Source organism: Chlorobiota bacterium (assembly GCA_016710285.1).
Taxonomy (GTDB): Bacteria; Bacteroidota; Ignavibacteria; order OLB7; family OLB7; genus OLB7.
In genome coordinates, this window is sequence record JADJXR010000001.1 from 3,600,309 (window position 1) to 3,613,984 (window position 13,676).

Annotated in this window: 11 protein-coding genes; 9 read left to right on the forward strand and 2 right to left on the reverse strand. The window is 59.3% G+C overall.

Annotated elements, in window-relative coordinates; all coding sequences use genetic code 11:
• Positions 1-4 precede the first annotated feature (4 nt).
• Complete coding sequence (locus IPM61_13345; GenBank protein MBK8912302.1) at positions 5-331, reverse strand: hypothetical protein; 327 nt, start codon at positions 329-331, stop codon at positions 5-7.
• On the opposite strand from IPM61_13345, the gene IPM61_13350 reads away from it, so the two are divergent.
• Together IPM61_13350 and IPM61_13355 are read left to right on the forward strand one after the other, a co-directional pair.
• Complete coding sequence (locus tag IPM61_13350) at positions 230-505, forward strand: hypothetical protein (GenBank protein ID MBK8912303.1); 276 nt, start codon at positions 230-232, stop codon at positions 503-505. The genes IPM61_13345 and IPM61_13350 overlap by 102 nt on opposite strands.
• A gap of 272 nt (positions 506-777) precedes the next feature.
• Positions 778-1,470 (forward strand): hypothetical protein, encoded by a 693-nt coding sequence (locus IPM61_13355; protein ID MBK8912304.1) that lies wholly within the window; start codon positions 778-780, stop codon positions 1,468-1,470.
• A gap of 128 nt (positions 1,471-1,598) precedes the next feature.
• On the opposite strand, the gene IPM61_13360 is transcribed toward IPM61_13355, so the two are convergent.
• Positions 1,599-4,991, reverse strand: coding sequence for a choice-of-anchor D domain-containing protein (locus IPM61_13360; protein ID MBK8912305.1), 3,393 nt, complete (start codon positions 4,989-4,991; stop codon positions 1,599-1,601).
• 136 nt (positions 4,992-5,127) lie between these two features.
• Between IPM61_13360 and IPM61_13365 the strand changes: the two genes are divergently transcribed.
• The 7 genes from IPM61_13365 (at position 5,128) to IPM61_13395 (ending at position 13,581) form a co-directional block, all read left to right on the forward strand.
• A complete protein-coding gene (locus IPM61_13365) occupies positions 5,128-5,739 on the forward strand; it encodes a sigma-70 family RNA polymerase sigma factor (protein MBK8912306.1) in 612 nt (203 codons plus the stop codon).
• Positions 5,736-6,440 carry a hypothetical protein gene (locus tag IPM61_13370; protein ID MBK8912307.1) on the forward strand — a complete coding sequence of 235 codons (705 nt, stop codon included), beginning with the start codon at positions 5,736-5,738 and terminating at the stop codon, positions 6,438-6,440. Before IPM61_13365 ends, IPM61_13370 begins: the two co-directional genes overlap by 4 nt.
• 164 nt (positions 6,441-6,604) lie before the next feature.
• Positions 6,605-8,443: a homocysteine S-methyltransferase family protein gene (locus IPM61_13375; GenBank protein MBK8912308.1), complete on the forward strand. Its 1,839-nt coding sequence runs from the start codon at positions 6,605-6,607 to the stop codon at positions 8,441-8,443.
• 147 nt (positions 8,444-8,590) lie between these two features.
• Complete coding sequence (locus IPM61_13380) at positions 8,591-9,901, forward strand: glycosyltransferase (protein MBK8912309.1); 1,311 nt, start codon at positions 8,591-8,593, stop codon at positions 9,899-9,901.
• 48 nt (positions 9,902-9,949) lie between these two features.
• Positions 9,950-11,449, forward strand: a complete 1,500-nt coding sequence (gene larC / locus IPM61_13385; GenBank protein ID MBK8912310.1) for a nickel pincer cofactor biosynthesis protein LarC — start codon at positions 9,950-9,952, stop codon at positions 11,447-11,449.
• A gap of 15 nt (positions 11,450-11,464) precedes the next feature.
• Positions 11,465-12,193 (forward strand): DUF1361 domain-containing protein, encoded by a 729-nt coding sequence (locus IPM61_13390; protein MBK8912311.1) that lies wholly within the window; start codon positions 11,465-11,467, stop codon positions 12,191-12,193.
• 38 nt (positions 12,194-12,231) lie between these two features.
• The gene (locus IPM61_13395) at positions 12,232-13,581 is read left to right on the forward strand and encodes a UDP-glucose/GDP-mannose dehydrogenase family protein (GenBank protein MBK8912312.1); all 1,350 of its coding nucleotides are present in this window, start codon (positions 12,232-12,234) and stop codon (positions 13,579-13,581) included.
• The last annotated feature ends 95 nt before the right edge of the window (positions 13,582-13,676 follow it).

Sequence of the window (13,676 nt, forward strand, 5' to 3'; positions counted from 1 at the left end):
TTGGTCAATCTTGCCGTCCGCTCCAGATAAATTCTTCGCGGAGGATGTATGGTTTTGGTTTTGCAGGAATGGTGACAATGGCGCGGTATCGCCCTTGCGGAAGCCTTCCGCCGGTAAGGGTGTTCTGGCCATCCCAGTACTCGCGGTAATCGGCAACCTCTCCAATCTGGAGCGGCTCAACTGCGCCAATCGCCTGCGTGAACATCTTTCCCGCCGACGATGACCAGAATTGCTCGCCAACCTCGTTCTCAATCTCAATCCGGACTTTTTCACCGCTGGGGAGATACTCCCCTTCGGGCGCGTTGCGGTCCGCTCCACCCGCACCAAAAATTCCAGCCCAACCGTGCGGGTGCGCACGTCAAGGGTGATGGCAAGGGGAGAAGATGTGGTGCGGTTGGCTTGCAGCGTGGTGTCGGGCGGAGTTGTGGTTTGCTGCGGCTTGCTGCATCCCGCGCCGCAGATCAGCGCGAGCGCTACTGCCGCAGCGCAGGAAGCTGCCCGATAGATAGTGAGTATGCTGGCTACGGTGTTCATCGCCGGAAAAATACGGTGGAACAAAGGAACGGAGAAAGGGGAGGGATGTAAGGAGAGATATAGGAGGAAGTGGAGTCTATCCCGGGTGTGATAGGGAATCTCCTTGTTAAACCGCCGCAACGGCTTAACTGTTCTGTGGCGTTCCAAACTATTATCTATCACGTACTTATCGCAACCGCGCAACCGCTGCACCCGTTGCTTCTTTGCGGAGAGAGTATCCAACCAGAAAACAGGAGAACAACCATGAGGATTCAAGCATTCCTTGCGCTGTCAATCATTGGTGCGGCGGCCATTGCCGGTTGCGGCCACACCAACAAGCTGACCAAACACAACATCAACGGGAAGACGGCCATCTACCGAACCTACACAACCGCATCGGCCGGAAGTTACGCCTACGTTGAAAGCCCCACCAAAAACAACACCGTGGTAGATATCCTGACCGCCATCGGCTCCGGAATCGCCAGCGACCAGGGGAGGAAGAAGCTGCAAAAAGCGGTGAATGGCGACAGCATCGCCCAGGCCGTTGGGCGCGGTATCAGCGAAGCAACGGTGGATTATTTACGGCTGCAACCGGTTGCCAGCATCGCCGATAATCCAGAGGTGATTGTGGAGACGGAGCTGACCCAGTTCAACATCGTTTCGGGGTCGTACGGCGTGGCGATCTACGTCCGCGGGAAGTCGCGGGTGATTGAGCGGCGAACCGGAATCATCGTTTGGGAGGACTCCGAATCGCACACCATCCCCCTTTCGGAAACTTGGGTTGCAGGGCTTGGTCCGCAGGTCGTCCGCTCCGGAGCCAGCATCTTCAACGCGGTGCAGTTGCTGAGTTTAAGCGAGGAGGAAATCCGCACCGTGGTGAATAGTGGCGCGGTGGTTGCCGGGCGGGAGATTGGCGAGACGCTTCGGGATGACATTTCCGATATGCACGAGGAGTGATCGCCTATCGGCCCCCGCCGGAAGTGAGCAGAAATGAACAATGGCATTGTTGAACACAAGGCTTGCGCAACCGCATTCCATTGTGCCAACGATGCCATTGGCTATTTGTGGGGGATTTGGAAATCAGGTTATCTGGAAATCATCACCGGAACCACGCTCCGCTGCGTTCCCAGCCGAAGCTCAAGGAAGTAGAAACCGGAACCAACGGTGCTGAATGTGAGTGTGGTTTCCATTTCTTCTCCGGTTCCTTCCGGCAGCGGCAAGGTTCCCACCTCGCGCCCGGTGGGGTCAAGGATCACGGCCACGGGCTGGGTTCCTTTCGGCGCGGTAAAACGCAAGGTTGCTTCGCTGGAAAGGGGGGAGGGGAACAATTCTTTGATTGCCGCGGGCCTTCCGAACAGCCCGGCTTGGTCAATCTGGCATCCATCAAGAAAAACTTTCCCGGGCATGGTGGTCAGCGTCGCGCCCGATGCCAGCAGGGTGCATTCTTCAACCGCAATTTCATTCTCCGGTTTCCCTGTCACCAAGCCCTCCATCGTCAGCCGCGCAAGCTCAACATTGGCAAGTGCGGAAGGATCGGTGGAGGTGATTTCCACCACCCCTGCCGAAAGCCGTTTCCATGAAATGCCCCGCCCGGTGACCTCGTGCAGAAGCAATGCCGTGGGATTGAATCGGATGCGCGCAGCGAATCCCCCGGAAGCGGCCGCCGTGCCGGGGAAGGCGGAGGTGTACAGCCGGAGATCGAACCGTTCGTTCACCTTCCGGTACGCGCTGTCCAGATAGATCACGGGGGGCACGCCACCGCTTCCGGTGATCGTCACCGGAATGCTTCCGCCATTCTTCAGCAAGAACAACCCTTCGGCCTGGTAGCCCCGGATTGCTTCCGGGAGGAAGGTGACGGAGTAGAATTCCGTTCCCGACGGTGCGACCGTTGCCGGAAAATTCCCCGCCACTGTGAACGCCGTGCTATCCCCCCCAATCCAACGGAAGCGGAGCACTTCCGTGGCGTTGGTGGTTCGGTTCTTGACCGCCAGCGCGTTGTTGGCCGCCAGCGGTGTCCCTTGCATCACCGTGCCAAGCTCAAGCCGGATGGGGTCCGCACCGATGCCGCTTGTGGTTCCTTCGCCACGCAGCTGGATGCGGGTTGTTCCGGCAACTCCATCCACCAGCAACTCACCCTGATACGCTTGGGCCGCCACGGGGGCGAACGTTGTGGAAATCCAGAGTGTGTCGGCGGCCATTCCGCGCAGTTGCTGGGCTGCCGCCGGAAGCTGGGCCGCAAAAACGTTGTCGGGATTTTGGGCGAACGCAACGGAGTTGATCGTTTCCGTTGCTTCCCCCACGTTCGTGATTCCAATCCGAACCGGCTGGCTGTTGGTGGCAATCTGCACCGCGCCGAACTCCGCCGGGGCGTTAATAAGCTGAAGCTGCGCCGGGCGGGGAACCGAACGCCCGGCAATCGGAATCCGAATCGGATCCCCCTCGGAAAGGGTGATCACAACACCAGCGGAAAAACTCCCAACGCTGTTCGGCGCGAACGTCAGGCTGTAGGTGGTTTGGCTCCCTTGCGTCAGTTTCACATCGGTCGCGCCTTGCAGGGTGAACACGCCGGCAGTGTCCCCTTCAATCGTTGCTTCGGTGACGGCAATCGTCGCGCTTCCGGTGTTGGTCAGGATGATGGTGTTGGCGGCAGTGATGGAGCTTCCGTTGGTGATCTCCCCAAAGTCAATGATGGAGGGGCTGACGGTTAGGTCACGGACCTCACCGGTTCCCTGAATTGGCTGCACAGCCGTTGCCCCCGACTCTGCCGTTGCCCTGATGCTTGCCGTGCGCAATCCCCCAGCCGATGGAGTGAACCGGACATCAGCCCAAAGGGTGTCGGCCACGGGGTGCAACGTTGCTGGAAGGTTCAGCGGAAGGATGGTGAAATCGCTGGGTGCGGCTCCCTCCATTTCCACTGTTGTGATCTTCTCCTGTGTGTTCCCGCGGTTCACCAACCCAACGCGGATTGTCAGCGAGGAATCCACGCGAACGTTGCCGTAATCGGTGGTGGTTGGGACCCAAACAATCGAGTGGTTTGCCGCCGCCCCTTTCCCCCGAAGCTCCACACGGATGCGGTTGTTGTTGGGAAGGAGGAAGTGCGCCCGCGCAAAGCAATCGCCCGGGCGGGTTGGCGCAAATTTCACGCCGAAGCGGTGGGTTGGGTTCAGCAGTGTGAAGTCGGCGGGAAGATTGCCAATCACCGCAAACATTGCCGAATCGGGGCCATCAATCCGGACCCGCACAATGCTTGCCGGCGGTGGTTGCAGCTTGCTGATAAGGATCGTGTCGGCAAGGGTAATCGAGTCGCCAACGGTCACCAATCCGGCATCAACCAGAAGTGGGCGGATCGCAAAACCATCATCCTTGCCATTGGCTTGAAGCGGGATGGTGATCCGGTCGCCATCGGCGGTTGTTAGCCGAAGCAGCGCGTACCGTGCCCCCGTAGCGGTTGGCGCGCACTCCACCCGAATCACGCGGGCTTGGTCCATTCCCCGGTTCAAACGAAAGGGGAGCGGGGGAGCAACGAACCGGAAATCTGCAGCGTTGTTCCCAATCATTTCGATGCTGGTGAAGTCTTTATCGCTGGAACCAAGCACCGCAATGGCAACTTCCTGCTCGGGGCTGATTGCTCCAACCGAAACATCACGGAAGTCAACGGCCTCGGGGCGGATCACGTATTTGGTTCGCACAACCACAACATCAATCAGGACCTCACCCCTTCGCCACTTGTCCCCTTTGTTGAACGTGAGATGGGTCCGAAGAATCCTGCTTGGAGGGTCGCCATTAATACTTTTGGGGACAACGCCAATCAGGATAGTGTCGAAGCCATTGGGGGGAATCGTGCGGGGGATTACGCCGGCGCGGGCAAGGAAAAATTCGCTGGCGTTGTCCCCCTCAATCTCCATTTGGTTGATCGTAAAGGGAAAGCAGTTGGAGGTGTTCCGCAGCACCAGTTGCCGGAAGCTGGTGTCCGCCAGTGCCACCGTATCCAGCGTTGCCCTGGGCGGTCCGGGGCTGCCCTGCACCCTGGGGTACGGCTCCATCCAAGGACCAAATTGCGCTTGGCCCACCAGCTGAACCTCGAACCTCCGTTGCTCCACCCCGCGAACCGACCATTGGATAGTGAGTTTATCAACATACTTCCCGGGGAATCGTGGGGTGAATTTCACCTCAATCTCGGTTGATGTTCCCGGGCCAAAGCTGCGGACGCTTTGGAAGGCGCGGAAGTTCCCTTGCTTCTCGGTGAAGATTCCATCAATGCGGATTGAGTCGGTCAGTGACCGGTTGGAGAGAAGCACGGTTTTGGTGATGGTGTCTTTCCCTGCTTCGATGCAATCGGTGAAGTCCAAGCGTTCGGGGAAGATGGTAAGCTGGGCAACGCCGGTTGCCGGCCCCATCAGGGCCAAAAGGAGAAAGATCGGCAGAGCCATCAAGCTCCGCAGAAGGAAGTTCCGCCCGATGATGTTTGGCATGGTCATGGTTGGCATATGCTGCGTACCGATCACGTTGCAATAGAAGAGCATTCTTCACCACATAAAGTAACGGCAAAAATTGTGTGGCAGAAATTTTTTTACCCGTGTTACCTTTCTTGGAAGCATCGGATCAACCCCAGTGATGACCCGCACAACCGCGATACCAGCCAATGTTTCGGAAAACGAAATCTTCCAGCAGTTCCTGGATGGTGACGACCAAGCGTTCGTCCAACTGTTTGAACGCTATGACCGCCGGCTGCGGCTGTACTGCGTAAAAATCGTGGGGGACCAACAGGTAAGCGAGGATTTAGTTCAGGAGTTGTGGGAGCGGGTGATAAAAATGCGGCGCGAACCGGTCCAGATTAACGAGCCGGGGAAGTATTTCATGACAATGGCCCGCAACCTTTGCCTGAAATATGTGCAACGCACCCGCCGGCACACTTCGCTGGATGACCTTCTGGAATCGGAGCATCCAGCCGCCGAGCATCACGAGCAGTCGCACCTTGAGGAGCTTGTGGCGATGTACGTCCCCAAGCTGCCGATTGACCAACGGGAGGTCCTGGTGCTGCACCATTACATGGGATACCCTTACGAGGAGATTGCCACGATGCGAGGGGAGACGCTTGGTTCGGTGAAAATGCGGGCAATGCGGGCGCGCGTCCGGTTGGGCCGCATGATTTCAGCAATGATTGACATCAGCAAGGAGGAGGAGCGACCCGCCTCTGGCGATATACTTGGAGAGAATGAACGATGACACAGAATGAACGCGAGTTGCTTGTTGAGAAGTATCTATCCGGCGGCATGAATGCTGCCGAGGAGAGCGATTTCTTCATCAACGTGGCACTTGATACCAACTTACGGCAGGACCTTCGGGCGCAGCAGATGCTGCACCGGGCTTTTGCTTCCGATATTCGTGCTGCCGTCCCGCAGCAGGCTTCCTACCGGTCCAACATCATGGCACTGCTTGCCTCCACACAGGTGATTGGCGGGGCAGGGATCGGTGCCGGCGCGGGGGCATCGGGCGCGGCTTCCGGTTCCGGCGCGGCTGGCGCAGGGGCTGCCGCCACGGTTGGCACGGTTGCAACCGGGTCCCTGCTGACAAAAGTGATTCTTGGAACCGCCGTTGGGCTATCCCTTGCCGGTGGAACCCTGTACGTGACCGGGCAGTTCGGCAACAGCAACCAAGCTGAAACCCCGAACGCCGCCCCAGTTCAACATCACCTTGAAACGATTCCGCCGCAGTTGCAGCCGCCAACGTTGCAGCCATCAGCGTTGGAACAGCCAACGCCGCCGGCCCAGCCGCAAGCAGCATCCAAGCCAACAAAGCGGACCGCGCCCCCTGCCAGCCAGGCAAAACAAGCGGGGAATTCTGAAGAAACGGTGAGTGGTGACCAGGTTGTGACGGTCGGACCGGCAACAACCACCAAGCAAGGGAGTGCGACCCTGAATAAATAGCATTGTTCTCCGGTGTATCACCTCAGCGATACATCGTTACGCGCCGAACGGGTTGACGTGTCCCGTTCGGCGCGTTAGTTTGTGGGGACTGTGCTTCGGCAACGTGATTCAGCAACGTGCTTTGGAAGTGGCACAGCAACGGAAAAGAAACAGGGAAGGAAACCATGACCACCGAGCGATTTCTCCAACTTCTGAACGAGCGCGTTCTGCTGTTCGACGGCGCGACCGGAACCTCGCTCCAAACCCAATATCTTACCCCCGAGGACTTCGGCGGGCGGGATCTTGACGGCTGCAACGAGTACCTTTGCATTTCCAACCCCCAAGCCGTTCGCAACGTGCATTATGGCTTTTTGGAGGCCGGTGCCGACATCATCGAAACAAACTCCTTCGGCTCGGCTTCCATTGTGCTTGCCGAGTATGGCATTGCCGAGAAGGCCTACGAACTTAGCCGCCGCTCGGCCGAACTTGCCCGCGCCTGCGCCGACGAATATTCCACCCCCGAACGCCCCCGGCTGGTTGCCGGATCGGTTGGACCCACCACGAAACTCCCGTCGCTTGGCCAGATTGATTTCGACACCATGGCGGCCGCGTTCCAGGAACAAATTGCTGGGCTGATTGATGGCGGCGCGGACCTTCTGTGCATCGAAACCTGCCAGGATCCGCTCCAGACCAAATGCGCTCTGTACGGAGCCATGGCCTACTTCGAACAGGCAGGGCGGACGGTTCCCATCATCGCCTCGGTGACGATTGAATCCACCGGAACGATGCTGATGGGGACCGAGATCGCTGCCGCATTGGCAATCTTGGAACCGTACTCAATCATCACCGTCATCGGGATGAACTGCGCCACCGGCCCGAAGGAAATGGAGGAGAACCTTCGTTACCTGTGCCAAAACTCCCCCAAACCAATTTTTGTGATGCCGAACGCCGGCATCCCCGAAAACATTGGCGGAAAGGCGCACTACCACCTTACGCCCGAGGAGATGACCATGTGGATGAAGAAGTTCGTTGGGGAGTTCGGCGTTGCGGTGATTGGCGGCTGCTGCGGAACAACCCCGGCCCATATCAAGGCCCTGCGCGAACTGATTGACACCGCCCCACGCGCCGAACGGAAGTGGGAATACACCCCCTCAGTGGCCTCGCTCTATTCCGCTGTCCCGATGCGGGTGGATCCCGCGCCGTTGCTGATTGGCGAGCGTTGCAACGCCAACGGCTCCAAAAAATTCCGTGAACTGCTTGCCCGCGAAGACTACGACGCGATGGTGGCAATGGCAAAAGAACAAGTCCGCGAAGGGGCGCACGTTCTGGACCTTTGCGTGGCCTACGTTGGCCGCGACGAACGCCGCGACATGGTGGAAGCCGTCAAGCGAATGGCCACCCAAGTCTCGCTCCCGCTTTGCATTGACAGCACCGAAGTTCCCGTGATCGAGGCAGCGTTGAAGCTGTATGGGGGGCGCGCCATTATCAACTCCATCAACTTCGAGGACGGAACCGCAAGAGCCGATGTGGTGCTGGAGCTTGCCCGGAAATTCGGCGCGGCGGTGATTGCCCTTGTGATTGATGAAGAAGGCCAAGCCGTTGATTTCGACCGCAAAATTGCCATTGCCCAGCGCATCCGCGATTACGCCGTCCAGCAGCACGGCCTGCGCGAGGAGGACCTGATTTTCGACGCACTCACCTTCACGCTGGGAACCGGGCAGGAGGAGCTTCGGCGCAGCGGGGTGGACACCATCAACGCCATCCGCGAGATAAAGCGGAGAATGCCGGGAGCCAAAACCGTGCTTGGCCTTAGCAACTGCTCCTTTGGATTGTCGCCCCTCACTCGGCAAGTTCTGAACTCCGTGTTCTTGCATCACGCCGTGGAGGCTGGGCTGGACATGGCGATTGTCCACGCCAGCAAGATCATGCCGCTGTATCGCTTGGACCAGCGGGGCGTTGAGCTTGCCACGGACCTCACGTTCGACAATCGGAAGTATGAGGAAATCGCTGCCGAGCTTGAGTGATCCTTCCTGTGGCCGCGTGGCGCACGACGCCCGCATACGCCATTGCCCGAAATCAACATTCACCCAAACCTGATTCGTAGTTTCTGTTCCGCTGCGCCGGGCCTTTGCCTGGCGCGGCGGTAGCTTGTTCCAACCGCGCCGCGCACCGTGCTTTTGTTCTACCGCTATCTTGTCCGCCCATTGCTTGACTTTTTGCTGCGAGCAATGGCCGTGCGTTCCCGCAAAGCGCGGCTGACGTGGCGGGGGAGGAAGGAGTGGAGAACGCAGCTGCGCCACGTTCCCCAAACGGCCAGCCATCGGGTTCATTTCCACGCGGCTTCGGTGGGGGAGTTCGAGCAGGCGAAGCCGATTATTGAGGCGATTCGGGCCACGTTCCCGGGCAGCGTTATCACCGCCAGCTTCTTCTCCTCAAGCGGAATGTGGCAGCAGGGGAACTACGATGGGGTTGATGCCGCCTGCCACCTTCCCCCCGACCGCCCCAAAGAAATCAACGAGTTTCTGGACCACCTTCGCCCCCAGCTTATCATCATCATCCGGTATGACCTTTGGCCCCAGCTGCTGGCCCAGGCCAATCGCCGGAAGATTCCGGTGGTGCTTGCGTGCGGCGTGCTGCATGGCGGTTCGGCGCGGTTGTTTCCGGTGGTTCGGCGCTTTTTCCGTTGGCTGTATGGCCAGCTAACCCTTGCCTGCGTGGTGGGGCCGGAGGATGAACGGGCATTCCGGCAGCTTGCCCCAACCCTTGCGGTTCGCGTTGCTGGCGACACCCGCTACGACCGCGTTGTTGCCCGCACCCAGCAGCCATCGGCGACCCCGGTGCTGGCCGCGCATCTGCCGGGGAGCGTTACCCTGATTGCCGGAAGCACCTGGCCCGATGACGAACGCCTTCTTGCCGAAGCCACCGCCGCCGAAGCCAGCCGCCTTCAACCAATCCTTGTTCCGCACGAGCCGACCCCCCAGCATCTGGACCCGCTCCGCAAGCAATTCCCGAACGCCGTTCTCCTTTCCGAGCTTGAAAAAATTGAGATTGGAGGGAGTGAGTTTGAGGAGAGTGAGTCTGGAAAGAGTGAGCCTGAAGGGGCGGCAACCGGGAAGGAGCGGGGGGTGATTGTGGACCGCACCGGAATGTTATCGGGGTTGTATCGCCAGGGGGAGATCGCCTATGTTGGCGGCGGGTTTGGGGCGGGGGTTCACAGTGTGTTGGAGCCGGCGGCCTACGGAATTCCGGTTATTTGCGGCCCCGGAATCCACCGCTCGCGCGATGCCGTGGCGATGGAGAAAGCCGGGGCACTGATAGTGGTTGCCGATGCCGCATCGCTGCGCCAAACGTTGCTGCGGCTGCTGGATAACCCCGAAGAGCGGAATCGGCTGGGGACCGCTGCGCGCCAGTTTGTGGAGGAACGGGCCAACGCCACCGAACGAATCATTTCCACACTTTTGGAGAAGGGTTTGCTGGCGTAAACCTTCCACGAAATCTCTATCTTTGCCCCCCAATTTCGGAGTTCACGGATGAAGATTGCTTATTTCGATTGTTTCTCAGGAATCAGCGGCGATATGGCCGTTGGGGCATTGCTTGATGCTGGGGTGCCGCTTGGCGTGGTCCAGGAGGGGCTTGCGCGGATTGGGCTTTCCCCAAGCCAGCTGACGGTGCGCACCCGCTCAATCAGCCGCAGCCAAATCCACGCCACAAAGTTCGATGTCCTTCGGCCCGATGGTGCCATCTTCGACGCGGAACCGGCGGAGCATCACCACCATCATCATGGCGACCACGATCACTCACACGACCACGGCCATTCGCACGGTCACGGTCACTCGCACAGCCACGGTCACTCGCACGATCACGACCACTCGCACGGCCATTCACACGATCACAGCCACTCGCACAGCCACGATCACTCACACGGCCATTCCCACGATCACGGCCACTCGCACAGCCATGCCGTAGCTGAAGTGATGGATGGCGAGAAGGCCCAGGGGGATGCTCATCACCACCATCACCACCACCATCACCATCATCACGGCAGTTATGCCGAGATCATTGCGTTGATTGATGGGAGCAGTTTGGAGGAGGGGGTGAAGGAGCGCGTCCGCAAAATTTTCCGGACGATTGCCATTGCCGAAGGGCGCATCCACAACATGGACCTGAGCGAGGTCCATTTCCACGAAGTCGGCGCGTTAGACTCCATTGCCGACATCGTTGCGGTGGCGCTCTGTTTGGAGCATTTGCGGGTGGAGCAGGTCTATTCCTCGGTGGTTCCGTTGGGTTCGGGGGGGATGATCCGGACGCAGCATGGGGTGATGCCGCTTCCCGCCCCGGCCACGCTGGAAATCTTGAAAGGCTACCCCGTCACCCTGACGAACATCCCGATGGAGCTAACCACCCCAACCGGCGCGGGAATCTTGAAAGCCCTTTCGCGCGGGACGATTGAGCTTGAGCGTTTGCAGGTGGAGCGCGTGGGGTTCGGGGCCGGCACTCGCGAGCTTCCGGATCGCCCAAACCTGCTGCGGGTGGTGATTGGCGAGATAATCGGCGAGGAAGAGTTCGACACCGTCACGCTGATTGAAACGAACATTGATGACATGAACCCCCAAGTCTATCCCTTCTTGCTGGAGCGGTTGCTGGAGTCGGGGGCAATGGAGGCGTACCTGACCCCGGTCATCATGAAAAAAGGGCGGCCCGGGATGGTGCTGTCGGTGCTGGCTCCGCACGGTGCGGTGGATGAGCTTACCAAAGTGATCTACCGCGAGACCACCACCATCGGGGTCCGTTACCAAACCCTTACCCGGCGCAAACTGATCCGCGAGGAGATTCTAACCCCGTCGGAATTTGGCGTGGTTCGGATGAAGAAAATCAACAGCGCGGGGGAGCTTCGGGTGATACCGGAGTACGACGAAGCAAAGCGAATCGCCCGCGAGCGTGGGTTGCCGCTGCAGACCGTGCTTCGCAAACTTGGCGACGTTGCGCGCCAGGCCGCCAGCAAGCTGGCGGAAACCTCACCCGAGCTGTAGCCGCCAACAATTCCAATGAACGGAGAGAAACGGGGCGGCGGCTTCGGCAACGGTGGGGGGCTTCTTCCGGCCCGTCGTGGCCTGCGTTGGTTGGCGGTGGCTTCGGTTGCAAGCGTCTGCGGCGTGGTGGTTCGTTCGGTGTATGTTGGGCATCCCTCGTTCCTGTTCCTTTTGTGGAATCTGTTGTTGGCGGCGTTTCCGTTGCTGTTCGCTTTTCTTGCTGCGCGCAATGCGGGAAAAGGAAACCGGCGGGGAAGGGTGATTGCGTGGGGGGCATTGTGGCTTCTGTTCTTCCCCAACGCGCCGTACATCATCACCGACTTCGTCCATCTTGGCTCGTGGGGCGAATCCCCCCTCTGGCTTGATGCCGTGGTGATTGGCAGCTTCGCCTGGACCGGGATGATGCTGGGCTTTGAATCGCTTGCGCTGCTGCAGGGGATCGTCGGGAAAAAATATGGCCACGGGATTGGATGGGGCTTTGCGGCTGCGGTGCTGGTGGTCTCCAGCTACGGGATCTATCTGGGGCGTTTTCAGCGGTGGAACAGTTGGGACCTTTTCACCCAACCCGCAGCCCTGTTTGCCGACATCTTTTCCAGCATCGCCCACCCATCCACCACGGTCCAAGGGCTTGCGCTGACGGTTGGAATGGGTGTATTCTTGCTGCTGTCCTATTTCTCTGTCATCACGCTGCGTGAGAAAAAATTTGGGGGGGAAGCTGGCATTGCCAACCCGGGGAAGGGCTGAATCCAGAATACTTCAACGAACACTGAACACGAAACGCCATGCCATATACCATTGCTGTTGTTGGGACCGGATACGTGGGGCTTGTCTCCGGAACCTGTTTTGCTGAATCGGGGAACCAGGTCCTTTGTGTGGACATTGACCCAAAGAAAGTGGAGATGCTGGAAGCCGGCGGAATTCCGATCTACGAGCCAGGGCTGGACCTTCTGCTGGAGCGGAACATCCGCGAACGCCGCATCCGTTTCACCCTGGACCTGGAGGCCTCCGTTCTGAAATCCGAAATCATCTTCCTCTGCCTTCCAACTCCGCCCGACGAGGATGGCTCGGCGGACCTGAAATATGTGCTGCAGGTGGCGCACGACATCGGCCAGATACTTCACCGCAACCCTGAAGTCGGCTACAAGGTGATTGTTGACAAAAGCACGGTCCCGGCGGGGACCGCCGATATTGTTCGCGACACCATCCGCCAGCAGGCTCCGAATGCCGATTTCGACGTTGCCAGCAATCCCGAATTCCTGCGCGAAGGGCACGCCGTGGAGGATTGCATGAGGCCCGAGCGCGTGGTGGTGGGGACCAACAGCCCACGCGCACGCACGATGATGATGGAACTGTACGAGCCGTTCGTCCGCAGCGGCAACCCGGTGTACATGGTCTCCGAACGGAGTGCCGAGGTTGCGAAGTACGCCGCCAACTCCTTCATCGCCATGCGGATCAGTTTTATGAACGAGATGGCCAATTTCTGCGAGCAGGTCGGGGCCGACATTGACGAGGTTCGTGTGGTGATTGGCGCAGACTCGCGGATTGGCAAGAAATATCTGTTCCCGGGGATTGGCTACGGCGGCAGTTGCTTCCCGAAAGATGTCCGCGCAATCCTGAAAACCGCTGCCGATCATGGTGCCCAGCTGGAGTTGATCAACGCAGTGGAGCGGGTGAACCAGAAGCAAGGGCGCATCTTTTTCGAGAAGATCGTTGGCCATTTCGATGGGGATCTGAAAGGGGTTCGCATGGCCGCTTGGGGGCTTGCCTTCAAGGCCAACACCGACGACGTGCGCGAGTCGCCCGCGTTCCGCGTGATTGATCTGCTGATTGATGCCGGGGCCGAAGTCACGGCCTACGATCCCGAAGGGATGGAGGGGGCGCGCCAACGCTACGGCGACCGAATCCGCTACGGAGCCGGGATGTACGAGGCGGTTCGCGATGCCGACGCGCTGGTGGTCCTGACCGAATGGAACGAGTTCCGCAACCCGGACTTCCAGCGGCTGAGCGATGGAATGCGTGGCAAGGTGATCTTTGATGGCCGCAACCTGTTCTCCGGCGAGGATGTTGTCAAGCGTGGCTTCCGCTACTACTCCGTGGGCCGGCCATTGCAGGCGGGGGTGGAGAAGGAATAGAAGGGAGTTTCCCGTGGCCGCCCGGGCGTTTGTAAGGCGGCCACGTTGTAACGAACATTTGTCTGGCGAAAAATCCTTTTGCGCAGTGGGGGGCG